The sequence below is a fragment of the Mycobacterium sp. UNC410CL29Cvi84 genome (assembly GCF_000686745.1).
In the GTDB taxonomy this organism is placed as follows: domain Bacteria; phylum Actinomycetota; class Actinomycetes; order Mycobacteriales; family Mycobacteriaceae; genus Mycobacterium; species Mycobacterium mucogenicum_B.
In genome coordinates, this window is sequence record NZ_KK366011.1 from 39,023 (window position 1) to 62,531 (window position 23,509).

A 23,509-nucleotide genomic window follows, 5' to 3' on the forward strand; every position below is an offset into this window, starting at 1 on the left:
GTTGGGAATCTGAATGCACTCCGAACGACCGCTTAGGCGGGTTGGGTTAGCGATCAATAAACTCATCTAGGTCATGCTTGCGGAATTTGATCAGCTTTTGTCCGACCCCCTGGTATTTGAGCCTCTGTTTGGCAATGTAGTTCCGCACGGAATTCGGACTGACGCCGCGATATTCGGCGGCTTCCGTGAGCGACATCAATTTTTCAGGCATTGTCATATTCCTAACCATGAGCCTTGATACCGTGATGCTGATAGATGGTTCTCATTAGTTCTTCTTTTGCAATACGCGAGCGTCCATTGATCTCAAGCGTTCGAGCGATTGCCCGCAGTTCGGCAACCGTCTTTAGTTCTCGCTTTTCGTTGCCATCGGATTCATCAGTGATGGTCGGGGCGGCTCTGACAAGTTCGTCTGTCGCTAGTCCGAATGTTGACAGAGCCTCATTCAATTGAGCGCGGTAGCGCTCCATCAATTTAAAGTATTCGGTCAGGTCTGCGCCTTCTCGCGTCAATTCAATGACAGTCGGCAAGTGCATTAGTCCATCGGGAATTTGCATAGTTCAACCCTTTTGAGCGTAGCGGAATGAATGTCAACGCTCTAAAGCGTTCTCGCGTGACTTGATATCCTGTCAGGCTCACGCGGGCGGACAATGGCGTGATTGAGATATCGCTACTCACGGGGGAGCAATGCCGACATTACAGGTGTTGGCACCAAATTGCACGTTATGGGACCAATTTTCTTTTAGCTCAATTGAATTAAAGTGCGAGTTTTAGTCAAATGGCGGAATTGGTGGCGCTGTGTGTGCAAGCGACCGGGGGAGCTGTACTGCCCGGTTTGGCCCATCGGCGCAACCGGGAGGGTATGGCCGGGGCGGCGCGGTTCTGCACCCTGTGGGCCAGGTGGCGGCCAAAGATGCTCGATTGAATGATCGGGGGAGGGCCGACCAGCTAACGAATCACCGGGTCAGCGTGGGGCACCGGAAAGCACGCGCAGAGCACGCCGGTTCGGATAGCTAACGCCAGCACTGGCGTTTAGCTGCGCATATTCGATACCAGCAAAGTGCCCCCGGCAGGATTCGAACCTGCGACACCGGCTTTAGGAGAGCCGTGCTCTATCCCCTGAGCTACGGGGGCCAGGGACCTATCGAGATAGGTGTCGAAAAACCCATAGGGACGCCTCATGGTAGTAGGAAGGCGGCCGCCGGCGGTATCTGGCCCCCGGCGGGTCGGTGCTCGTGATGTCGGTGGTGCCGGTGTGTCGCGCGGGGTACGTGCGACGTGCCAGCGTGCAAACCCGCCCGCTCCGGGTTTTCGCCTTCCCGATCATCGCTCGCCGGCGCCACAGTCGAGAACCCTGAATTACCTTACTGCACAATCGAGTTGATGGTGCTGCTGTCGGCGCTATCGGCTGCGGCGATCACGAACCGGCGGTCACGACAACTCTGACCATGCCAGCGCCGCTGTCGGAGGTGACCACCAGGACGGGCGCGTTGGCGGCCGACGCCACCTGGCCGCCGGTCACGGTCACCGAGTAGCCATTCGGATATGCGATGGCGGGCACCGAGATCATGGTTTGCGAGCCGGGGGCGAAGTTGCCCGAGCCGTCGGCCTTGGCGGTCGAGTAGCTGAAATCGAACGTGCCGTGGGCATTTGAGAACGCGATCGGGGTGCCGGAGATCGCTTGCGGGAACGGCGTGGTCAGGACCTGCAATGCGCTCGTGTTGACGTTGGAGCCTGTCGGCGGCAACTGCGGGTTGTAGACCAGCGACTCGCCGTCGGTGTTGCCGCTGGTGGTGATGTCCCCGTAGCCGGTGTACGCCCACACTGCCCAGCTCATCAGGTTCGCGTTGGCCGCGTTCATCTCGGCATAGAGGTCCGACCGCGCGTTGGAGGCGCCGAATTCATTCATGATCACCGGTATCTGGTGGGCCTTCGCGTAGGCCTGGGCGGTGTTGGCCTGTTGCGACGCCAGCCATCCGCAGAAGCTGGCGGTGGCCGATCCGGCGCAGTAGTCGTGGAACGCAAGCACGACGTTCGGGTCATCAATGGTGCCGAGTTGTAGCGGAAGGCCCAGGATGGCTCCGACCTCGGACACCGCCGGGTTGGCCGGCTCCACGAGCAATGCCGCGTTCGGATCGACCGATCGAATGGCGGACGCCACCTGGCGATACATCGGGGTCAGTTCCTGGTACGCGAAGAACGGGCTACCGAGCAGCGTCGGCAGCCATGAAGTACCGGGGAACGGTTCGTTCATGATGTCGAACCCGATCACAGCGTTGTTGCCCGCGAATGCTGCCGCGATGTATTGCCAAGCGGCCGCGTAATTGTCCTGCAGCCCAAGGCCATTGGATGCCTTGGAGTTGTTCCAGAAGTTGTCCCAGGCGGCGGTCTGGGCGGGACTCAGGTAGTAGCTGGCCGGGAAGCCGGCGTTCAGGTTCGGCAGTCCGCCCGTCTTGGTGGCCCACTCCGGCGCGCCTTCGCCGCCGAGCGAGGCGCTGTACAGGTCCTGATGCATGTCGAGGATGGTGTAGATGCCATGGGCGGCAAGCATGTTCACGGTCTGCTGGATCGATGCGATGTAGGCGGCGTTGTACTCGCCGGGGCTGGGTTCGACACCGGCCCAGATGACGCCCAACCGCACCACGTTGAATCCGTTGGCTGCCAGGAACTCCGCGTCGGCTTCGTCGAATCCGCTGGCGGACGGCTCGTACGGGGCCAGCTTGTACACCTCGTTCACACCGTGCAACAGGACCACCTGACCGTCGCTGTTGGTCAGGTACATCCCATTGGCGGTGATGCTCAGTATTGAACTGCCAGAGGGGGTCTGCACCAGTGACGACCCGGTGCCGTACTTGCCCACTGCGCCATGGTTGCCCAATAGTCCGGCTGTGCCCCCGGCCCCGCCGAGGGCCGGCAGCTTGGTGGTGGTGCCACCGACGCCGCTGTTGCCCGCGTCGCCGCCGTTGCCTCCGATGCCCAGGATGAAAGCGCCGTTGCCGCCATTACCGCCGCGGCCGCCGTCGAGCCCGGCCCCGCCGTTGCCGCCCTTGCCGCCGATACCGAAGAGCAAGCCCGAGCCGTGCCCGCCCTGACCACCGGCACCACCGGTGCCGCCGGGCAACGTGCCGCCCGCGCCGCCGTTGCCACCGATGCCCATCAGTTTTCCGCCGCTGCCGCCGATTCCACCGGCCGCGCCCGCGCCGCCATTGCCGCCGATCCCACCGTCGCCCAGCAGTCCGGCCGCACCGCCGTTGCCGCCATGCACACCGGCCTCGGTGCTGTTCCACCCGGCACCGCCGTCGCCCAGCAGCCAGCCACCGGCAGTGCCGTTGGGTGCGGCCGCGGTCCCGCGGGTGCCGTTGCCGAGCACGTAGGTCCCGGCCAATCGGTTGATGGCGGCGTCGACCCCGGCGCCGAGTGGGCTGGTGATCCAGAGTTGGACGCCGGTGTGTAGCGGGTTGTAGACCAGGACCTGGAACCACCCGGCCGGGTTGGACGGCAGCTTGGGCACGACGGCCGCTGGTGTCGTCGTCGGCGCGACGGTTGCAGTCGGCGACGCGGCGGCAGTCGGCTGAGTCGCAGAAGTCGCGCTGACCAGGGACGTGGTGTTGACGGCCGCCGCCGTGTTGGCCTTGGACCGCGAATGCGTGGATTCGCGGCGCGCGGCGGCCAGCATGGCCAAATCGGCCGGCGGATCCGACGGGGCGGACGGTGAGTTGTCGGTCGACGAATTGAGTTTCGTGGTAACCGATTTCGTCTTTCCCGTCGATGCGGTGCCGGTTGACGCCGTGGCGACGGCCGACGGCCCGTCGTCGTGGGTTGTCGCCGAAGCCGGGGAAGACGTTGGGCCGGCCGGTTTGGCGGGGTGATCGTCGGCAGCCTTCTCGCCGGCGGTGGGCACGTGCCTGCCGCCGCGGGGTTTGCCGCGTTTGGCAGCATCCGAATCCTTCGCCTTGCCCGCGCCGGCCGCCGCGGCTTTCGACGGAGACGCTGAGCCACCGGTCTTGTCGGTGGAGCTGTGACTACCGGCGGTATCTCCGGGGCTGCCCTCATTGGCCCACGCGGTCCCGGCTCCGGAGGTGAGTGCGGCGCCGATACCCAGGGCGACGGCCAAACCTCCAACCCGTCCGATGTACGCGGAGGCTTTCGTGGCTTCGATGCGTTTGGCCATATCTGATGCCCCTCAATCAGTTATTTCGTTGCAGCACAGTGCTTCTCTTCGCCCCGGCGTCAACTGTCGGTATATGGCCGTTGCTGCTATATACCATTTGGTAGGCAAGCTAGCACGGAGTTTGCGTGCCGGTCGAGGGTTTGGTTTGACTGGCCGGATTTCGCGGGCGCGGGCCTACGGTGCGTCGGTGCTGCCCGGCCGGACGCCGAACAACCGATCGGCGAACGAGGCCCAATGCCGCTGGAAGTCGATTGTCGGATCCCGCAACCAGTTCAGTTGCAGGCCGTCGAGGAAGCCCATCAATTCGACGGCGGCGTCCTCAGGGTCGGTATGCCAGGCGAACAACTGCTCCGTGAGCAGAGTCCGGACCCGGTCTTGCCGTCGGCAATAGTATTCGTGCGCCGGGTGGGCGGGATCGAGGGCTTCTGCCGACAGCACCGTGAAGAGGCGGATGAGCTCTTGCTGATCCATATTGCGGCTCACCACCTGGTCCATCACCTTGCGCGCACCGGCCGCATCGGTCGCAGGCATGTCCGGGATTTCGCCGGCCGCCTGATCGAGCTCATCACGGCGTTCCAGCACCGCGATCAGGAGCTGTTCCTTCGACGAAAAATAGTGCAGTAGACCGGCTTTGGTCACTCCGGCCGCAGTGGCGAAATCCTCGAGCGCCACGCCGTCATACCCGGAGACCGCGATGAGGCTCAGGGCCGCAGCGAGGATCTGTTCCCGGCGCTCCTCCGGACGCATCCGGCGGTATGCGGGATCAGCCATGAAACTCCTCCTGACGGTCGCCACCCAGTGTGCCGGACGCCGGGCGACGGCGGTCTGTCCGATCAGGTGGTGATGACGACCTTCCCCAGGTGCGCGCCGCCGTCCCGGATGAGCTTGTAGGCGTCGGGGGCGCTGTCGAACGGCACACGGGCGCCGATGACGGGCTGAATGCCGTTGCTGTGCATGACCGCAATCATCTGTTCCTGCATCGTCCGGGGGCCGATGGCGATCGGGATGAGGCTGACCATGCGTCTCATGGCATCCACGATCGCGATGTCCTGGCCCGGTGCCGGGCTGCCCTGGACGGCGACGACGCACACGCGCCCGCTGAACGGCCGGGTCGCCTGAATCGACCGCCGGTAGGTCGCAGGCCCGCCGGTCTCGACGACGACATCAGCTCCCTGGCCGCCGGTGATGGCCAGGATCTCGTGATCCCAGTCGGGATGACTCGTGTAGTTGACGGTGGCGTCGGCGCCGAGTTGGCGAGCGTGGTCGAGTTTGGCATCGCTACTCGACGTGATGATCACTTGTGCACCAACTGTTTTCGCGATCTGCAGCGCCCACATTGCGACGCCGCCGGTGCCGAGGACGGCGACCCATTGTCCGGGTTCGACACCTCCGGCGCCGAGAATCGAATTCCAGGCGGTCACCCCGGCGCACGGAACACACGCGGCCGATTCGTACGACATCGAATCGGGAATCGGCGTCAGTCCGGTGGCCTTGACCACGAACTCCTCGCGCAGGACACCGTCTTTGAGGACCCCGAGCATGCCGGGGATCATCGACGGGCGCATCGGGCCGAAGAGGTGTTCGGCATTGGCGGTACTCACCACCCTGCTTCCCGGCGTGACGTTCTCGACGCCGGTGCCGACCGCCGTCACCTCGCCGGCGCCGTCGGTCAATGGCACGAATTCGGGCGGCGTGGGGACCCGATATCGCCCCTCGGTCATCTGAAAATCCCGGGCGTTGATCGACGCCGCCCTCAGTTTGACCCGAACCTCACCCGGCCCCGGGGTTGGGACCTCGACATCGGTCAGGTGGATCCCGTCAATGCCGGCTCCGGTCCGGACGACCCACTGTCGCATGATTCCTCCTGCGGTCTCATTTTGAGACCAAACGCTAGCACGTTGAGTCTCGATTTGAGACCTGGTGAGTAAGGTGACTGGTCATGCGTTACGAGGAGTTGGCCGATTTCCCGTGTTCGATCACCCGACCTCTGGTGGTGCTGGGTGACCGCTGGACGCTGTTGGTGCTCAAGTTCGCGTTCGCCGGCGTGCGTGGATTCAACGACTTCCGGTCGGCGCTCGGGATATCGCGTAGCCGTCTGCAGGATCGTCTCGATCGGCTTGTCGAGCACGAGATCCTGGTCAAGCAGCCGTCAGGGGAGTCCGGCCGTCAGCAATACCGACTGACCGACAAGGGCCGCGCGCTGTACCCGGTGCTGATGGCGATCAAGGACTGGGGCGATGCCTACATGGCGCCGGAAGGGTCTCCTGTGCTGTATTCGCACCGCGACTGCGGCGGTGAGGCGCATGCGGTGTTGCAATGCAGTCGTTGTTCGCAGGAGCTGACAGCGCGTGACGTCGAGCCGCTGCCCGGCCCTGGGCTTTCCCCGGCCGGCGTCGGTCAGTCTTCACCTCAGGGTTGACTTGCCGCGGCGTGAAACCGCCGAGCGGGTGTGCGAGGTTGTCGCGAGGGACGCACCTGCAGCTATGTCAATTTGGTTGACATGTAGGCCGCGGCGACAGCACGATGGGGTCATGAGCACTCCCGGGGACGAGACGGATTTCCACAACGACGTGATCAGGCAGATTCGCGAAAACGGCGCGGTCGACGGCTGGTTCGCCCAGTTCGACATGCTGATCCTGCACACCGTGGGCGCCAAGTCCGGCCAGCCGCGGCAGAACCCGATGGCGTACCAGAAGTCTGATGGCGACGAGATCTACGTCTTCGCGTCCAACAACGGTAAGGACACGAGTTCCGCCTGGTACCACAACGCGCTGGCTCATCCCGAGCAGGTCGCGGTCGAAATCGGGCCTGCCAAGTTCGCGGTTCAGGTGCGCGAGTTGCATGGCGCCGAACGGGAACGCATCTACGCGACACAGGCCGGCCGCTTCGAGAATTTCGCCGAATACGAGCGGAAAACCACGCGGAAGATTCCGGTTCTCGGACTCACCCCCATCGAGCGGTAACGCAACGCGCCCTCGGTGCATGGTTACTGGGCTTGAAGTGCAGTAATTCGGCGATATTTACGTGATTGCAGAATCATTCTCTTGATTCGCCAATTGCATGCCCACGACCGGGTGAATGTCAAATCACAGCAATCGTGGTAATGACGTTCTCTGGTTGTCTACACTTCCGTCCAAATGTGTGAATTTGACATGAAAGCGTGCGATCCCGTCGATGTGGCGCACCAGTTGGACGCGACGGGCGTCGCTCGGGTAGCAAACGCAGTGCAATGGGATTGGGTGCTTGAATCCCGGGCGGAAATCGATCGCTGGTTGGCCGAGTACGGCGAGAAAGACCATTTCGTCCTATCGCCACAGGACGGGCACCTGGAATCGATTCACGCGTTCATGGCCAGCGACTCGGTTCGCGCATTTCTCGACAATGTCGTCCGCCAGCGGTTCCCGGACCGTGCCCATGAAATGGACGGTACGGCGGTGCGCATCGTTGCCGGGCCACATGCCGACGGCGATGCCTGGTGGTTCCACTATGACGCCAGCGTCGTGACGATGGTGGTCCCGTTGTTCCTCCCGGAAGCGGAACCGGGTCGGTCGGGAGAGTTGGTGGGCTACTTCAACAAGCGGCCGTTCCGCCGTTCGGTGATGGTCAACATCTTCGAGAAGATCGTCCATCAGAGCGCCACGTTCCGGCAGCGGATCCTGGACAGCCTCGGCCGCAGCCACGGCCCGACCGTCGTCGACATGAATGTCGGTGACGTGTACCTGTTTTGGGGCTACCGGAGCCTGCATGCCAACATGCCGATCGCTTCCGGCCAGCGGCGCGTGACACTGCTCATTCACTATGGCCAGCCGCACGCGCCCAGCGGCGCGCTGGCCGCGGCCAAGCGCCTGCACTGGGCGTTGCGTGGCCGCACCGACGCCGCGGACCGGCCGGCCACCGCAAGGGCGTACTGACCGGCGTGGTCCGAGGCGGGTGCGGGCTCAGCGGCAGGTGTTGGCGCTGACCCAGCGGCCGTTCCAGCCGACGCAGCCCTGAACCGGCGGTGGCGGCGGTGGCGGCGGCATGTCCTCGGGCAGCGGTGCGTAATAGGCCGGCGGCGGCGCATACGGCGCGACCGCGCCGAAGTCGGTACATCCACTGACCGTGATGCGTCGTCCGGCGCCGAAGCAGACATCTGCACTGGCGGTGCCCGCGGGGACGACCGCGATCAATCCGGGTACGGCGGCTGCGGCCAGCGCGGCGGCAATCAGCCGGGGGCGCGGCGAGACGGTACGCATCAGTCGCCCAGCAGTGGACGGTCGGGCTGCTCGAGGCCGCAGCGGTCACGGAAATCGGTCATGGGCTGACGGATTGCCTGAAGTTCACTGTGCGCCTGCGGGTTTGCGTTGAAGAACGTGCGGACTTCGTTGGCGACCTCATCGCGCGGCTTGCCCTGCAGGCTGCCGTAGAAGTCGTTGACGTCCGGGTGCGTGAACAGGTAGGCGGACGCGGCAGCGGCGACACCCGAAGCCACCCCGGCCAAGTCCGCGGGGGTGCAGTTGGGCGCCGTCGGGGCGGCCATCGCCTGACCCGACATCGGCAGGGCGGCGGCCATGACGGCCATGGCGGCTCCTGCGGCAGCTACGACCGCCCGCTGGGCGACCGATTTGGTGAAGGCCATTGCCGTATTCCTTTCCACAGTGCCTTTTCCGGGCGGATCGACCACCCGACACAGCCGGACTGTAGCAGGCGGATTGACTCCGGCGACATTTTCTGGGCCGGCAAATCGGAATCGTGACCGCCCTGCGTGGTTGCAGCTCAGCGGACCCACTGGCGGAGGCGCTGCCGCGCGCCGTCAAGGCCGATTCTGGCTAACTCGTGGTGTGTTGTTTTTCACTATGGGAAACACGATTCACCGTCAAGAACGATGTATTGGCAAACCGGATGTACGTCCGGTGCCGGTGCGTTCCTCTGATGAGCGGACGTAACGCGCTGACCGATTGCCGAGGCATTCGGCAAACGCGGTGAGTGACGAGGAGTGGTCCATGGATGCTGTGATCGGTGTTGCGCTCACCGCAACTACGGCGGGCATCACGCTCGCGTCCGGCGATGAGGCGCCCCACGCCGCTGCCGACGGCGTGACCGTGTCCTTCGATGACCGGCGATCGGCGGGCGCTCAACTGGCCGGCGCGGTGCGCCGCATCTACGCGCAGGGTGCCAAACGTGGCTGCCGCGCCCGCTCGGTCGCCGTCACCTGGACCGCCGACGCCGACGGTCATGTCGCCGGATTCAGCGGACTGCCGGCCGAGCTGGATGTCGATCTGCTGCCGGTCCCGCTGGCATCGGCAGGCTCGGCGCTGGTGTCCGATTCCGATTATGCCGACACGGTTGTCTGCGTCTTGGAACCGGATGTGGAGCACGGGCTACGGGGTCACGCCGTTGTCGCGGATACCGGCGAACCTCGGGCCGCCGTTGCGGTTGGACTGTATGACGACGACGCGGCCGACTGGCTGGCCGAGGTCCTCGGCGGACTCGACAGTCGGTCTCGGCGGCTCGTGCTCGTCGGCGCCGACGAGCACGTGCATTCAGTCGCTGCGGAACTGTCGAACCACATTCGCGTTGATTCGGATGCCGATTCGATCCTGGCGCTCGCGCGTGGTGCCGCGTTGGCCTCGGCTCGCGACGCAGCTCCCGCGGGTGTGGACGAGCCTGGCCCCAAACGCCTTGCCAGGAAGCCGGTTTGGCTGACACCGGTGGCGCTCGCGGCGATGGTGCTGGTTTCGGCTCTTGTCGCGACCATGCCTCTCGGCTCTGCCGGCCCATCGCCCACGCCGGCACCGGCACACGTACCCGCCTCGCCTGCTGTGCAAGCGCCGCCGAAGCTGAGTCCGAGTCCGATTCCGCCTGAGCCGGAGCCGTCCGCAGTGCCGGCGCCGGCATCGGATGCGCCCGCGGTCAACCAGAAGCAGAACCAGAGCGATACGTCCGCCGGGGTGCCCGAAGGCCGCGCGCCGCACGTTCCGCCGCTAGCCGTCGAGCCCGCGGTTCCGGCGCCGCCGCAAGTTGCCGAAGCGCCGGACAACTGCGTCGTGTTGTGCGGTTTCGTGCTCTAGGCAGTTTGCGGAGATTGCTTGGCAAGCCCTCGGCGAGCTTGGCATGCTTGGTCCACTATGGGTGATCTCGGAGTGTTCGGCGCGTGGCTCATGCTCGCCTTGGTCGTCGGCGGGGCGGTCTGCGTGGCGGTCGGCTGTGTGTTCGTGACGCGACGCATCATCGCCCGGGATGCGCGCCCGGAACAGAACTCGTTCCTGTCCCCGTTCCTCACCGTCGTGGGCCTCGTCTACGGGGCGCTCCTGGGATTCACGGTGGTCGTCGGTTGGCAGCAGTTCCTCAGTGCGGAGACGAATGTCGCCAACGAAGCATCGACGCTGACGACGCTGTATCGCCAGACCGTCGCGATGCCGCAACCCGAGCAGGCGCAGGTTCGCGAGCAGCTGCGCAAGTACGCCGCCGCGGTGCAGGGCCCTGCCTGGGGCATGGACGAATTCGCCGACATCAGCAACAACGGCCGCGCTGCGCTCAGCGAGCTGTATCGCGTTGTGGGAACGCATGGTTCGGGGCCGAGCGCGAGTCCGATCGATTCGCAGTTCCTGAGCGAGCTGACGGTGCTGGCCTCCGACCGCAGCGAGCGCATCCTCAATTCCCACCAGCGCATCCCGGCACTGTTGTGGTGCGCCCTGATCTTCGGCGGGGCGGTGTTGATCCTGCTGACGTGCTTCATGCGGCTGGAGAACGCCCGTGCGCACGCGGTACTGGTCGGCGCCGTCGCCATCCTGTTGTCACTGCTGCTGTACGTCATCTACACCCTCGACCATCCGTTCGGCCCCATAGGCGTTACCCCGCAGCCGTTTTCGCATGCGGTCAAGGTGTTCGACCTGGTCGACCGCGGTAGCTGAGCGTCGCTCCGCGGGCCGATCGGCGGCCGGCGGTCTATTATCTGCGTATGAATGCAGATAACCAGGTGCCGGCGCCGCTCGCCGACGACCAGGTGCGTCTGGTGGCCGAAGTGTTCCGGATGCTCGCCGACCCGACCCGCGTCCAACTGCTGTGGGCGTTGAGCGCATGCGAGCTGTCGGTCAATGAACTGGCCGAGCGCGTCGGCAAGCCCGCGCCCTCGGTGTCGCAGCATTTGGCGAAGCTGCGGATGGCGCGATTGGTCCAGACGCGACGTGCCGGTACGACGATCTTCTACAGCCTCGAGAACGAGCACGTGCGTCAGTTGGTGGTCGACGCCGTGCACAACGCCGAGCACGCGGGTCCCGGGGTGCCGGCACATCATCGTCAGGATCCCGGTGTGCGGAGGCTCGACGCCGACACCGCTGTGCGCAAGGGCGGCCGACGATGAGCGCGCACCACCACCACGACCACGACCACGTCCACGACCATGCGCACGACCACGGCCACTCCCACGGTGGGTGGGGGGCGATCCGCGGGTTGTTCGCTCCGCATTCGCATGACGCGGCGGACAGCCTGGACAGCGCGCTGGAATCGAGCGCCGCCGGCATCCGGGCGGTCAAGATCAGTCTGCTGGTGCTGGCCCTCACCACAGTCGTGCAGATCGCCATCGTGGCGGCGTCCGGGTCGGTGGCCCTGGCTGCCGACACGATTCACAACTTCTCCGATGCCCTGACCGCGGTGCCGTTGTGGATCGCATTTGCGTTGGGCGCCAAGGCCGCAACCCGCCGCTACACCTATGGCTTCGGCCGGGTGGAGGACCTGGCGGGATTGTTCGTGGTCGGCATGATCACGCTGTCGGCGGTCATCGCCGGCTATGAGGCGATACGGCGGTTGATCCATCCGCAGGTCATCGACCACGTGGGGTGGGTGGCGCTGGCCGGACTGGTCGGATTTCTCGGCAATGAGACGGTGGCGGTCTACCGCATCCGGGTGGGGCGGCAGATCGGGTCGGCGGCGTTGGTCGCGGACGGCATCCACGCACGCACCGACGGCTTCACGTCACTTGCCGTGGTGCTCGGCGCCGGCGGAGTGGCCCTCGGATATCCGCTCGCGGATCCGATCGTCGGGTTGATCATCACGGTGGCGATCCTGGCGGTGCTGCGCACAGCGGTGCGAGATGTGTTCCGCCGCTTGCTCGATGGTGTCGACCCGGCGCTCGTCGACACCGCCGAGCAGTCGCTGGCAGCCGAACCGGGGGTGCGGTCGGTGCACAGCGTGCGCATGCGGTGGCTGGGGCATCGCCTGCACGCCGACGTCGAACTCGACCTCGATCCCGAGCTGAGCCTGGCGCAGGCCCACCAGATCGCCCACGACGCCGAGCATCGTCTGGTGCACGCCGTACCCAAGCTCACGACGGCGCTGATCCACGCGTACCCCGCGCGCTAGCCCCTGTCGATGGCGCCGAGTTGTTGTAGTTGGGCGAACGTGTCGACGACACCCCAGACTTCGGCGATCTGTCCCTCGGCAAACCGGATGATGAACATCTCTTCGTACACAACGGTTTTCCCGGTCGGCGCCAGTCCGCGATACTCGCCCAGATGTGTCCCGGTCACAGTCTGGCGTGAGGCGAGCTTGTCGTGGTCGACCACCATGTCTTCGACCACGACGTGGATGTCAGGGAAGGCGCGCAGGAGCAGGGTCCAGATGCGTTTCATGGTGTCCGGCCCGGAACCGGCCGCGAGCGGGGAGTGGACCACGGCGTCGGGGAGGAGGACGTCGTCGATCGTGCTCACGATGTCGTCGATGTCTCCGCTGTTGCAACTGCAGTGGAATCGCTCGAAGGTCGCGACATTGGTGCTCGTGGGTGTCGTGGACATGGACCCTCCTTGCGATGTGGCGCAACGGTTCGCGAGCCCACCCGGCCCTCAGCCCGCGTTGCCTGTGCGGTCTGCCAGCCCCAGTCTCAGGTGCTCGCTGTGATAGACGGCTTCGTCGAGCAGTTGCGCGACGTGGTTGTCGTACAGGGTGTAGACGATGCTGCGGCCGCTCCGGGTACCGGTCACCAGCCCGAGATTGCGCAGCAGCCGGAGTTGGTGGGAGACGAGGGATTGTTCGAGTCCGATGGCGTCGGCGAGGTCGGTGACGGAGCGAGCGCCCTGGCGTAGCTCGGTGAGGATCATCAACCGGCTCGGTGTCGCGAGCGCCTGCAGCGTCGTGGCGACCTGGGCTGCGGCGTCAGCGTCGAGCCGCCCGGTTGGGCGATCACGTCCCTCGACACCATGTCCCACCGTTGTAGTGTACTAGGGCGCACACATGAAGACGTATTCATTTGTTCTGATAACGTTGGCTGCATGTGTTCGCGAGGTGCGTCATGGCGACGGTGATTCAGGCTGCTCGCCCGGAGAGGGTCGCCGCGGCGGTGGCACCGTCACGCCGCAGGTGGTTTGATCTGTCCGAGATGCGCTGGGCGGCAGCAGCTTTGGTGTTGTTCCTGGCCGGTTTGGTGCTGCAGTTGGCCGGTGGGCCGACGTGGACGTGGTGGGCTCTGTACCTGGCCTGCTACGTCACCGGCGGTTGGGAACCGGCACTGGCGGGGCTGCAGGCGCTGCGCGAGAAGACCCTCGACGTGGATCTGCTGATGGTCGTCGCCGCGATCGGTGCGGCGTCGATCGGCCAGGTCACCGACGGCGCCCTGTTGATCGTCATCTTCGCGACCTCCGGCGCACTGGAAGCGTTGGCCACCGCACGGACCGCGGACTCGGTGCGCGGTCTCCTGGATCTGGCGCCCGACACCGCGACCCGGTTGTCCGACGACTGCGAGCACGTCGTGCCGGCCAGTGAGCTGGCGGTCGGCGACGTGGTGCTCGTGCGCCCGGGGGAGCGCATCTCCGCGGACGCCACGGTGCTCGACGGCGCCAGCGAGGTCGATCAGGCGACCATCACCGGTGAACCGCTGCCCGTCGACAAGGCCGTCGGCGACGAGGTCTTCGCCGGCACGCTGAACGGCACCGGGGCACTGCAGATTCGGGTCGACCGACGGGCCGCCGACTCGGTCGTGGCGCGTATCGCGGCGCTGGTGGAAGAGGCGTCCCAGACCAAGGCCCGCACGCAGCTGTTCATCGAGAAAGTCGAGCAGCGCTACTCGATCGGGATGGTTGTCGTCACCCTCGCGGTGTTCGTGATCCCGCTGCTCGCGGGCGACTCCGTGCGGGAGGCGCTACTGCGGGCCATGACCTTCATGATCGTCGCGTCCCCGTGCGCGGTGGTGCTGGCCACGATGCCGCCATTGTTGGCGGCGATCGCCAATGCCGGGCGCCACGGCGTGCTCGTCAAGTCGGCGGTGGTCATGGAACAGCTCGGCACCGCCACCCGCGTGGCGTTCGACAAGACCGGAACGTTGACCCGGGGGACGCCGGAACTTGCGGAGATTCGGCTACTGACAGCTGATTTCACACGAGACCAGGTGCTGGCGCTGGCCGCGGCCGCCGAGCATCCGAGCGAACATCCGCTGGGCGCGGCCATCGTCCGTGCGGCGAAGGCGCGTCGACTGGTCCTGCCGCGTGTCGCCGATTTCGCCGCCGAACCGGGCCGCGGCGTGCGGGCCACCGTGAACGGACACCCGATCACCGTGTCCTCACCGTCGACGGAAAGCGACGAGGCGGTGGCTCAGTTGGAGCAGCGCGGTTGCACCGCGGTCGTCATGGCGGTCGACGGTCGTGCGGTCGCAGTGTTCGGCATGACCGACGAACTTCGCCCCGACGCCCACGGCGCGGTCGCCGCCGTCGCCGCCCTGACGGGGCAGACCCCGGTCCTGCTCACCGGTGACAATGCCGCGGCGGCAAGGCAATTGGCCGGTCAGGTGGGCATCGCCGAGGTGCGCGCCGGCCTGCTGCCGCACGACAAGGTGGCGGCCGTCCGGGACTTGCAGGCCGACGGCCATCGGCTCGTCATGGTCGGCGACGGCATCAACGACGCGCCCGCGCTGGCGGCGGCGCACCTGGGCGTGGCGATGGGCGGCGCTGGATCGGATCTGACCCTGCAGACCGCGGATGCCGTCGTCATCGGCGATGACCTGCGCACCATCCCCGCGGTGATGGCACTGTCGCGGCGCGCCCGCCGCGTGGTGATGGCCAACCTGGCCATCGCGGCGACTTTCATTGCGGTGCTGGTCGTCTGGGACCTCGTCGGCACCTTGCCCCTCCCGTTGGGGGTGGCGGGTCACGAAGGCTCGACGATCATCGTCGGGCTCAACGGACTGCGGCTGCTCCGGCGTGGTGCCTGGCGCGCGGCTCAGTCCTCGTAGGGGACGAACTCGTCCTTGCTGACCCCGCACACGGGGCACACCCAGTTGTCAGGAATGTCCTCGAACGCGGTGCCGGGGGCGATTCCGCTGTCGGGGTCGCCGTCGGCGGGGTCGTAGATCATGCCGCAGCGCACGCAGATCCACAGCTGGGCGGTTTGGGTCTCGGTCATGGTGTGTCCGTTCGGAGAAGTGGTGTGGTCAGGGCTCGACGTGCGCCGGGGCGAGGCTGAAGCGGTTGGCCCGCCCGAAGGTGCCGAAGTCGTTGAAGCGGACACCGTTGTCGCGCAGCACTTTCTGGCAATCGTGCTTGATCGCCTCGCGGAGGTAGAACGGGTCACGCACCAGGAAGTGGTGGATGGCGTGGGTCTCGCCGAAGTTGAAGCACAGGGCGTGGAACGGCTTGAGCCACTTGGCCGTCCAGACCTGGGTCTGCTGCATCACGTTGTGCTCCTCGACATCGCCGTAGTAGTGCATGTTGGAACTGACGAAGTGCAGGCAGAACGTGCGCACCGCGTTCGGCGCCAGCAGCGTGACGGCCACGAAGTTCAGCGCCGTCACCCAGCTGCCGGAAATACCGCTGCCGGTGACGAATTCGTAGACGTGCACACCGATGAACAGGTGCCACAGCGTGTAGTGGATGGTTCCGAGCGGGAAGTACAGGGCGAGCGTCTTGGCTGCGAGCTGGCGTGCCTCTTCGGGGGAGCGGGCCTCGTGCTTGATGTAGGCGGTGACGATGGCGCGCTGTCGGAGGGGCTTGGTGTAGATGCCGAGCATCGAGTCGAGCAGGCTGAGCAGCCGGTGGCTGCCCCAGCCTTCGCCGTTGGTGATGCCCCGTTCCTCGAGATCTGAATCGGTGCCCGAGACCTCGTGGTGGTGCAGGTGCAGCGTCCGCCGGATCCAGGGATTGATGGTGCTGGGCCGGAAGAACCAGACCCCGAACATCATCACGTTGTGCACCAGGCGGTTCTGCCGGAAATACATCGAGTGGATGAGGTCGTGCTCCAGTTCGTGCAGCAGTGACAGCCAGAACGCGGTGATCAGGATGGTCGCGTACCAGGGCAGGATGCCGGCCGCGTAGAGGGCGGCGTCGACGAGGACGCCGGCGATCGACGCCAGGAAGATCGCCATCCCGACGCCGTCCTGGTGGGCGGTGAGGAACGGATGGCGTTCCCGCCAGCCGTTGCCGATGCGGATGAGCTCGCCCCGGATCGCGGCGATCCGGTTGCGGTCCTCGTCGGCCAGGTTGCGCTCGCCGGGTAGGCGGGTTGCGATGCGTGCCATGATCTCTCCATTCAAGTTAGAGAACGAATGTTCCGTAAGATATGGTTGCCGATATGGCGAGGTCAATAGCTATAGTTGGATTCGTGACCGGCAACACAGAGAACAAACGCTCTCTATCTGTCGAGGCGGACTCCGGCAACGGGCGGGATCGGCATGGGCGTCGGACGCAGCAGGAGCGCCGCGAGCACACCCGCCGCGCGTTGATGACGGCGGCGCTGGAACTGACCGGCAACGGGTCGAGCTTCGATGCGCTGAGCCTGCGGCAGCTTGCCAGTAAGGCGGGTGTCGCGCCGTCGGCGTTCTACCGCTATTTCCAGTCGCTCGACGACCTCGGCCTCGCAGTGATCCATGAGACGTTCCGCACGCTCCGCGAGATCATGGGCGAGATGGCCACGCTCGACATCGACTCGTCCGGTGGCGCCATCCACGTCGGGGTGCAGGCGCTTCGTGGTGTGGTCTCGCGGGACCATGCGCACTTGGCGTTCCTGGCGCGCCAACGTGCGGCCGGGCATTCGGTGCTCCGGCGCGAGATCCGGTCGGAGATCCGTTTGTACGCCAGTCAATTGGCCACCTACATGGCCCGGTTCGAACCCATCCGGTCGTGGAGCGTCGGCGATGTGGAGATGCTGTCGAGCATGTTGATGGCCACGATCCTCGCCGGCATCGACTCGATGCTCGAGGTCATCGCGCGCGGACTCGACGAAGAGACGACGGTGCGCGATCTGGACGCGGCCGCCGCGATGCTCGAGCGCCAGATTCGGTATCTGAACGTCGGTGCCACCGCGTGGCGGAGCGATTGATCTTTCGCGGAACTGAAACCCGTTTACTACCAACAGGAGTGACATGACATTCTCACTACAGCTCAGCGATGACGTCATCGAGGTGCGCGACTGGGTACACCAGTTCGCCGCCGAGGTCGTCCGCCCTGCCGCCGCGGAATGGGATGAACGGGAGCAGACGCCGTGGCCGATCATCCAGGAAGCGGCGAAGATCGGGCTGTACTCACCGGAGCTGTTCGGCACCCAGGCTGCCGAACCGAGCGGGCTCGGCATGCTGACCGTGTTCGAGGAATTGTTCTGGGGAGACGCCGGAATCGCGCTGTCCATCATGGGTACCGGCCTGGCCGCGGCGGCCCTGGCGGGCAACGGAACTCCTGAACAGATCGGTCGCTGGCTGCCCGAGATGTTCGGCTCGGCCGCGGACCCGAAGGTCGCGGCCTTCTGTTCATCCGAGCCCGACGCGGGCTCGGACGTCGGGTCCATCCGAGCCCGGGCTCGCTACGACGAGGCGACCCGGGAATGGGTGCTCAATGGCACCAAGACCTGGGCCACCAACGGCGGCATCGCCAACGTCCACATCGTGGTCGCGTCCGTGTACCCGGAACTCGGGTCGCGCGGCCAGGCCAGCTTCGTCATCGGGCCGGACACCAAGGGGCTGTCCCAGGGGCAGAAGTTCAAGAAGCACGGCATCCGGGCGTCACACACCGCGGAGGTGGTGCTCGACAACGTGCGGCTGCCGGAGGACGCGATCCTCGGCGGCCGGGAGAAGTTCGAGGCCCGGGTGGCTCGGGTGAAGTCAGGTGTGTCCGCGGGCGGCCAGGCTGCGATGAAGACGTTCGAGCGGACCCGTCCGACGGTCGGGGCGATGGCGGTCGGGGTGGCCCGGGCCGCCTACGAGTATGCCCTCGAATATGCCTGCCAGCGTGAGCAATTCGGCAAGAAGATCGGCGAATTCCAGGCCATCGCGTTCAAGCTCGCGGATATGAAGGCCCGCATCGACGCCGCCCGCCTGTTGGTGTGGCGGGCCGGCTGGATGGCGCGCAACAATGTGCCGTTCGAGAACGCCGAGGGCTCGATGGCGAAACTGGTGGCCAGCGAGACTGCCGTGTACGTGACCGACGAGGCGATTCAGATTCTCGGCGGCAACGGGTACACCCGCGACTATCCGGTCGAGCGGATGCACCGCGACGCCAAGATTTTCACCATCTTCGAGGGCACCAGTGAGATTCAGCGGCTGGTGATCTCGCGGGCGGTGACGGGTCTTACGATCCGCTGAGTCAGGACTCGTCGATGCGGTGCTGGTAGGCGGCGCGCGCTGCTGGGTCGAAGTCGAGGAACGTGCGGTACGCGCCCAGTCGCTGGTTGACGACGTCGCGCAGCCTGCGTCCGATCAGCGGTTGGCTGCGCAGGATCGGCCCGATGATCCTGGGCACGAACACATCTGCGGTCGGCCGCGTGACCGCGGCAACGATAGCCTCGGCGACGTCGTCGGGTTGCGCGGTGGGGATGAACTTCAGCCCGGCGGTCCCGGCGATGAGTTCGGTGTTCGTGAACGACGGCATCACGCAGGTGAACTCCACTCCCGTGCCGGCGTATTCGACGCGCGCGGTCTCGGTGAGCGCAATGACGGCGGCCTTGGTGGCGCAGTAGGTGAGACCGCCGGGTACCGGAGTCTTCCCTGCGGATGAGGCGATGTTGATGATGTGGCCGGACCCGCGCTCGACCATGGCAGGCAGGGCCAAGTGCATGCCGTTGATGCAGCCCATGACGTTGATCTCGACGGCGCGCCGGTGCCGGTCGGCCGGCTGCTCGAGGAAGCGGCCGATGGGCATGATCCCGGCGTTGTTGATCAGGACGTCGAGCGGTGCGTGGGCGGTCGCCTCCTTGTGGAACGTGGCGAACGACTCGTAGTCGGAGACGTCGACGGGGTGGCCCTCGGTGCCCGGGCCGACGATGCCCGCGGCCGCGACGGCCGACTCGCTGTCCAGGTCGCCGATCACGATGGTGGCGCCACGTCGGTACAACGCCTTGGCGGTCGCCAGGCCGATGCCGCGGCCGGCGCCGGTGATCGCGATGCGTCGTCCACGTAGGGAAGTGGCGCCCATGGCTTGCTCCTCGAGTTCGTCGTGATGCCTCGAATGTAAATGAACCTACATTTGACGCGCAAGAGGTCTTGACGCTCGAATGTAACCTAAGTTATGTTTCGAATACCACGCCGGCCTGGTCACATGGAGTAGACCGCTCGCGTGCGCACTCTCAACGGCCTTCGGCACACGAAAATTGGTGAAGCGGATGATGGGTTCAACAGAGCAGGAAACGCCTGTAGTCACCGGGCTGCGTGAGGTGTTCGCCACTGGCCGCACTCGCGACATCGGCTGGCGGCTCGAGCAGTTGCGTGGCATCGAGCGGATGTGCGACGAATGCGAGCAGGAGATCGTCGAAGCACTCGCCGCCGACCTGGGACGTCCCGCGTTCGACGGGTGGCTCGCCGACATCGCGTCCACCAGGGCCGAAGCGGCATATGCGCGTAAGCATCTCAAGAAGTGGATGCGCCGGCTTTCGGTTGGCCTGCCCCTGAGTCAATGGCCGGGCAAAGGTTGGGTGCAGTACGACCCGCTCGGCGTGGTGCTGGTGATCGGGGCGTGGAACTACCCCTTCTATCTCAGCGTCGGACCGCTGGTCGCGGCCGTCGCGGCCGGCAACTGCGCCGTGGTCAAGCCGTCCGAACTCGCTCCGTCGACCTCTGCGTTGCTCGCACGCCTGTTGCCGAAATACCTTGACCGCGAGGCGATCTGGGTCGTCGAAGGCGACGGAGCCGCCACGCAGGCGCTGCTGGCGCAGGGGTTTGATCACGCCCTGTTCACCGGCGGCACCGAGGTGGGGAAGAAGATCATGGCCGGGGCGGCCCCGACGCTGACCCCGGTCACGCTGGAGCTCGGCGGCAAGAGCCCCGTCATCGTCACCGCGGACGCCGACATCGACGTCGCGGCCCGGCGGATCGCGTGGGTGAAGCTCCTCAACTCGGGGCAGACCTGCATCGCCCCGGACTACGTACTGGCCGAACGGCCGATCGCCGACGAACTCGTGGCCAAGATCGCGGAGAACATCGAACGGTTCCGGTCGGCGGAGCAGACGAAGTCGCAGCGCATCATCAACGACCGGCAGTTCGACCGGCTCGTCGGATTGATCGCCTCGACCACGGGCACCGTCGTGACCGGTGGCGCGGCAGACCGATCGACCCTGTGTATCGAACCCACCGTCATCATCGACCCCGCGGCGGATGACCCGGTCATGACCGAGGAGATCTTCGGTCCCATCCTGCCGGTGGTCCGGGTCGGCTCGGCCGACGCGGCCATCCGATACGTCAACGCCAAGCCGAAACCGTTGGCGCTGTACGTGTTCACCGAATCGACATCGCAGGCGCGGCGGATCATCGACGCGGTCCCGTCCGGTGGCGCGGTTGTCAACCACATCGCGATGCACGTGATGGTGCCGCAGTTGCCGTTCGGCGGTGTCGGACCGAGCGGGATCGGTGCCTACCACGGGCGGTGGGGCTTCGAAGCGATGAGTCACCGCCGGGCAGTGCTGGCCAAGCGCAGCAGCCCGGACCCCACGCTGTTCTACCCGCCCTACGGCCGGGTGGCCATGAAGCTCATGCGAAAGGTGTTCTGATGCGCCGCCTTTCGAGCCTGGATGCCCAGTTCCTGGCGGCCGAACATGACCGCTTCGCAGCCCACTACAGTGGCCTCGCGCTGTTCGAGACCGTCGACGACACCACCATCACCGCCGCGACGATGAAGAGCCGGGTGGCGGCATGCATAGACCGGCTGCCTCCGTTGCACTGGAAGGTCGTGACGGTCCCGTTGGGACTCGACCATCCGGTGTTCGTCGAGACCGACGTCGATCTGGACGAGCACATCTTCGAATCCTCCTTACCCGCGCCGGCCACCGACGAAATGCTGGGAGATGCGGTGGCCCGCATCTTGTCGACGCGATTGGACCGCGACAAGCCGCTGTGGCGGTTGGACGTGATCCATGGACTTCCCGGCCGTACCGCGGTCGTCATCACGCTGCACCACGCCGCCGCCGACGGAATCGCGGCAAGTGAGGTCCTGGCCGCGATCATGGACAGCGACGACGAACCGGCGCTGGAGACGCGAGGCCCGGAAGCCGAGCCGAATCCGTTGGAGCTGGCCACTCGTGGGCTCGCCGCACTCCCGGTCCGCGGGGTGCGGGCACTGCTGTCCGCACCGGAGACGTTGGCAAACCTCGACCAGGTTCCGGCGATCCGCGCCCTGCCGGGCGTGCAGACCCTGGCGCAGCTGATCCGGCGCGACGGCGACGCGAAGGTGTTGCACTCGCCACGGACACGGTTCAACGTGAAACTTTCGGGCGAGCGCACAGTGGCGTTCGGGACGGTTCCGTTCGGTGAGATCAAGGCACTGAAGACGCATTTCGGAATCACCGTCAACGACGTGGTGATCGCCTTGTGTGCAGGGGCATTGCGGCGCCGGCTCACCGAGACCGGCGAAGTACCGGCGCAGCCACTGGTCGCCTACATTCCGGTGTCGAAGCGGTCACCCGATGCGCAGGACCGCTTCGGCAACGCGATCAGCTCCATCATCGCGCCCGTGCCGGTTCATCTTTCCCAACTCGGAGAACGGCTTTCGTACGCACACGAAACCATGACGCAGGCCAAGCATCGCACCAGCGAGGCTCCGGACACCCTGCTGAGTGATGTGAACGACCCGATTCCCGTGCCGTTGTTCGGCTTCGCGGCACGCGCCCTGATGGACCTGATCTCATCGCGCTTCTCGCGCCCGCCGATCAACCTGGTGATCTCCAACGTGCCGGGGTCGCCGACCCGGATGACCTGCTCCGGCGCACCGCTCCTGGCGGCCTACCCCGGCAGCGTCGTGTTCGACGGCTTCGCTCTCAACATCACCGTCGTCAGCTATCAGGATGGCCTCGACATCGGAATCGTCGGCGACGCCAAGGCTTTACCGGATGCCTGGGAACTGATCGCGGACTTCCGCCGCGAACTGGATGACCTGTCCGCCTTGGCGAACGCAGAAAGGATTCCGGAGTGATGACAGCAACTGCCGACGAATTCACCGCTGAACTGGTGGTGCGGCGGCGAACAAACGCGGCCGACGGGGTGGTGGCCCTGGAGCTCGTCGATCCGCAGGGCCACGCGCTGCCCGCATGGGAGCCAGGCGCTCACATCGATCTGCTGCTCGACGAGGGCCTGGTGCGCCAGTACTCGCTGTGCGGTGATCCGCGCGAGGTCCGCAGCTGGCAGGTCGGCGTCCTGCTCGACCCGAACAGCCGGGGCGGCTCGCAGCATGTGCACGAGCATCTGCACGAAGGCATTGCCATCCGGGTTCGCGGTCCCCGCAACAACTTTCGGCTCGTCGACTCACCGAAATACCTGTTCATCGCCGGCGGCATCGGCATCACACCGGTGAAGGCCATGGCGGAAAGCGCAGAGCGTGCGGGCCTCGACTGGACCATGCTCTACCTCGGCCGCACCCGGTCGACCATGGCGTTCCAGCAAGAATTGCAGCACACCTACGGCGACCGCGTGACGGTGTGGGCCGACGACGAGCGCGGCGGCTTCGCGGACCTGGCGGCCGTGCTGGCAGAACCGGCCGACGACACCGTGATCTACAGCTGCGGACCGGAGCCGCTGCTCGCGGCGGTCGAAAAGCACTGCGCCCACTGGCCGGACGGCAGCCTGCACGTGGAGCGGTTCGCGGCGCAGGCGCCGTCTGCCGAGACGCTCGCCGAGGCGTTGGACAGCTACCAGGTGGTGTGCCGGCAGTCGGGAGTCACGGTCGAGGTGTCCGACGGCGTGCCGATGCTGGAGGCATTGGAGGACGCCGGCATTCCCATCATGTCCTCCTGTGGTGAAGGCGTCTGCGGCACCTGCCGGACCACCGTCCTGGAGGGCATCCCCGACCACCGCGACTCGCTGCTGACCGAGGCCGAGCGAGCCGCGGCCGACGTCATCCTGCCCTGCGTTTCGCATTCGCGCTCCGAGAAATTGATCCTCGACCTCTGACCTCGACATCAGCACCAACA

Annotated in this window: 25 protein-coding genes and 1 tRNA gene; 13 read left to right on the forward strand and 13 right to left on the reverse strand. The window is 65.8% G+C overall.

Annotated features, from left to right (window positions below):
• Positions 1-46: 46 nt before the first annotated feature.
• The 6 genes from BR47_RS32860 to BR47_RS0127155 all read right to left on the reverse strand — a co-directional run bounded on the left by BR47_RS32860 (position 47) and on the right by BR47_RS0127155 (position 6,024).
• A complete protein-coding gene (locus BR47_RS32860) occupies positions 47-217 on the reverse strand; it encodes a helix-turn-helix domain-containing protein (protein WP_177127358.1) in 171 nt (56 codons plus the stop codon).
• Between the two features lie 4 nt (positions 218-221).
• Entirely contained in the window at positions 222-554 is a 333-nt protein-coding gene (locus BR47_RS33365; RefSeq protein WP_141772194.1) for a Rho termination factor N-terminal domain-containing protein, read from the reverse strand.
• A gap of 504 nt (positions 555-1,058) precedes the next feature.
• Positions 1,059-1,131 (reverse strand) — tRNA-Arg (locus BR47_RS0127140).
• Positions 1,132-1,414: 283 nt separating this feature from the next.
• On the reverse strand, positions 1,415-4,168 hold the full coding sequence (locus BR47_RS34075; RefSeq protein WP_286154336.1) for a cellulase family glycosylhydrolase: 2,754 nt from the start codon (positions 4,166-4,168) through the stop codon (positions 1,415-1,417).
• Between the two features lie 174 nt (positions 4,169-4,342).
• Positions 4,343-4,939, reverse strand: coding sequence for a TetR/AcrR family transcriptional regulator (locus BR47_RS31640; RefSeq protein ID WP_051635046.1), 597 nt, complete (start codon positions 4,937-4,939; stop codon positions 4,343-4,345).
• Positions 4,940-5,001: 62 nt separating this feature from the next.
• Positions 5,002-6,024 carry a zinc-dependent alcohol dehydrogenase family protein gene (locus BR47_RS0127155; protein ID WP_029121404.1) on the reverse strand — a complete coding sequence of 341 codons (1,023 nt, stop codon included), beginning with the start codon at positions 6,022-6,024 and terminating at the stop codon, positions 5,002-5,004.
• An 83-nt stretch (positions 6,025-6,107) separates the two neighbouring features.
• Here BR47_RS0127155 and BR47_RS0127160 point away from each other — a divergent pair, with 83 nt between their 5' ends.
• The 3 genes from BR47_RS0127160 (at position 6,108) to BR47_RS32335 (ending at position 8,079) form a co-directional block, all read left to right on the forward strand.
• Positions 6,108-6,587, forward strand: a complete 480-nt coding sequence (locus tag BR47_RS0127160; RefSeq protein ID WP_029121405.1) for a winged helix-turn-helix transcriptional regulator — start codon at positions 6,108-6,110, stop codon at positions 6,585-6,587.
• Between the two features lie 112 nt (positions 6,588-6,699).
• On the forward strand, positions 6,700-7,131 hold the full coding sequence (locus BR47_RS0127165) for a nitroreductase family deazaflavin-dependent oxidoreductase (protein WP_029121406.1): 432 nt from the start codon (positions 6,700-6,702) through the stop codon (positions 7,129-7,131).
• Between the two features lie 225 nt (positions 7,132-7,356).
• Positions 7,357-8,079 (forward strand): hypothetical protein, encoded by a 723-nt coding sequence (locus tag BR47_RS32335; RefSeq protein ID WP_141772195.1) that lies wholly within the window; start codon positions 7,357-7,359, stop codon positions 8,077-8,079.
• Between the two features lie 27 nt (positions 8,080-8,106).
• Here the strand turns inward: BR47_RS32335 and BR47_RS0127175 are convergent, their stop codons facing one another.
• On the reverse strand, positions 8,107-8,403 hold the full coding sequence (locus BR47_RS0127175) for a hypothetical protein (RefSeq protein ID WP_029121407.1): 297 nt from the start codon (positions 8,401-8,403) through the stop codon (positions 8,107-8,109).
• The gene (locus tag BR47_RS0127180) at positions 8,403-8,786 is read right to left on the reverse strand and encodes a heme-binding protein (protein ID WP_020098962.1); all 384 of its coding nucleotides are present in this window, start codon (positions 8,784-8,786) and stop codon (positions 8,403-8,405) included. Before BR47_RS0127180 ends, BR47_RS0127175 begins: the two co-directional genes overlap by 1 nt.
• A gap of 364 nt (positions 8,787-9,150) precedes the next feature.
• Between BR47_RS0127180 and BR47_RS0127185 the strand changes: the two genes are divergently transcribed.
• Genes BR47_RS0127185 through BR47_RS0127200 form a run of 4 tightly spaced genes read left to right on the forward strand, consistent with a single transcriptional unit; the run spans position 9,151 to position 12,508 of the window.
• Positions 9,151-10,218, forward strand: a complete 1,068-nt coding sequence (locus BR47_RS0127185; RefSeq protein WP_141772196.1) for a DUF7159 family protein — start codon at positions 9,151-9,153, stop codon at positions 10,216-10,218.
• 57 nt (positions 10,219-10,275) lie between these two features.
• Complete coding sequence (locus BR47_RS0127190; RefSeq protein ID WP_020098964.1) at positions 10,276-11,061, forward strand: bestrophin-like domain; 786 nt, start codon at positions 10,276-10,278, stop codon at positions 11,059-11,061.
• Positions 11,062-11,108: 47 nt separating this feature from the next.
• Entirely contained in the window at positions 11,109-11,510 is a 402-nt protein-coding gene (locus tag BR47_RS0127195; RefSeq protein WP_020098965.1) for an ArsR/SmtB family transcription factor, read from the forward strand.
• A complete protein-coding gene (locus BR47_RS0127200; RefSeq protein ID WP_029121409.1) occupies positions 11,507-12,508 on the forward strand; it encodes a cation diffusion facilitator family transporter in 1,002 nt (333 codons plus the stop codon). Before BR47_RS0127195 ends, BR47_RS0127200 begins: the two co-directional genes overlap by 4 nt.
• Here BR47_RS0127200 and BR47_RS0127205 read toward each other — a convergent pair.
• The gene (locus tag BR47_RS0127205) at positions 12,505-12,939 is read right to left on the reverse strand and encodes an ester cyclase (protein WP_029121410.1); all 435 of its coding nucleotides are present in this window, start codon (positions 12,937-12,939) and stop codon (positions 12,505-12,507) included. The genes BR47_RS0127200 and BR47_RS0127205 overlap by 4 nt on opposite strands.
• Positions 12,940-12,987: 48 nt before the next feature.
• Positions 12,988-13,350 carry an ArsR/SmtB family transcription factor gene (locus BR47_RS0127210; protein ID WP_029104663.1) on the reverse strand — a complete coding sequence of 121 codons (363 nt, stop codon included), beginning with the start codon at positions 13,348-13,350 and terminating at the stop codon, positions 12,988-12,990.
• An 83-nt stretch (positions 13,351-13,433) separates the two neighbouring features.
• On the opposite strand from BR47_RS0127210, the gene BR47_RS0127215 reads away from it, so the two are divergent.
• Positions 13,434-15,365, forward strand: a complete 1,932-nt coding sequence (locus tag BR47_RS0127215; protein WP_029121411.1) for a heavy metal translocating P-type ATPase — start codon at positions 13,434-13,436, stop codon at positions 15,363-15,365.
• On the opposite strand, the gene rd is transcribed toward BR47_RS0127215, so the two are convergent.
• Entirely contained in the window at positions 15,353-15,535 is a 183-nt protein-coding gene (gene rd / locus BR47_RS0127220; protein ID WP_020098970.1) for a rubredoxin, read from the reverse strand. The two genes, BR47_RS0127215 and rd, sit on opposite strands and share 13 nt — an antisense overlap.
• A 28-nt stretch (positions 15,536-15,563) precedes the next feature.
• Positions 15,564-16,646, reverse strand: a complete 1,083-nt coding sequence (locus BR47_RS0127225) for a fatty acid desaturase (protein ID WP_036427914.1) — start codon at positions 16,644-16,646, stop codon at positions 15,564-15,566.
• 83 nt (positions 16,647-16,729) lie between these two features.
• Here BR47_RS0127225 and BR47_RS0127230 point away from each other — a divergent pair, with 83 nt between their 5' ends.
• Both BR47_RS0127230 and BR47_RS0127235 read left to right on the forward strand, forming a co-directional pair.
• The gene (locus BR47_RS0127230) at positions 16,730-17,446 is read left to right on the forward strand and encodes a TetR family transcriptional regulator (protein ID WP_029121413.1); all 717 of its coding nucleotides are present in this window, start codon (positions 16,730-16,732) and stop codon (positions 17,444-17,446) included.
• A gap of 43 nt (positions 17,447-17,489) precedes the next feature.
• Positions 17,490-18,701 (forward strand): acyl-CoA dehydrogenase family protein, encoded by a 1,212-nt coding sequence (locus BR47_RS0127235; RefSeq protein ID WP_029121414.1) that lies wholly within the window; start codon positions 17,490-17,492, stop codon positions 18,699-18,701.
• A gap of 1 nt (position 18,702) precedes the next feature.
• Here the strand turns inward: BR47_RS0127235 and BR47_RS0127240 are convergent, their stop codons facing one another.
• On the reverse strand, positions 18,703-19,530 hold the full coding sequence (locus tag BR47_RS0127240; RefSeq protein WP_029121415.1) for an SDR family oxidoreductase: 828 nt from the start codon (positions 19,528-19,530) through the stop codon (positions 18,703-18,705).
• Between the two features lie 187 nt (positions 19,531-19,717).
• Here BR47_RS0127240 and BR47_RS0127245 point away from each other — a divergent pair, with 187 nt between their 5' ends.
• The 3 genes from BR47_RS0127245 to BR47_RS0127255 are packed head-to-tail and all read left to right on the forward strand — an operon-like array spanning position 19,718 to position 23,489.
• Complete coding sequence (locus BR47_RS0127245; protein ID WP_029121416.1) at positions 19,718-21,097, forward strand: aldehyde dehydrogenase family protein; 1,380 nt, start codon at positions 19,718-19,720, stop codon at positions 21,095-21,097.
• Positions 21,097-22,515, forward strand: a complete 1,419-nt coding sequence (locus BR47_RS0127250) for a wax ester/triacylglycerol synthase family O-acyltransferase (protein WP_020098976.1) — start codon at positions 21,097-21,099, stop codon at positions 22,513-22,515. The genes BR47_RS0127245 and BR47_RS0127250 overlap by 1 nt, the downstream gene beginning before the upstream one ends.
• Positions 22,515-23,489: a PDR/VanB family oxidoreductase gene (locus tag BR47_RS0127255; RefSeq protein WP_020098977.1), complete on the forward strand. Its 975-nt coding sequence runs from the start codon at positions 22,515-22,517 to the stop codon at positions 23,487-23,489. Before BR47_RS0127250 ends, BR47_RS0127255 begins: the two co-directional genes overlap by 1 nt.
• Positions 23,490-23,509: the final 20 nt, after the last annotated feature.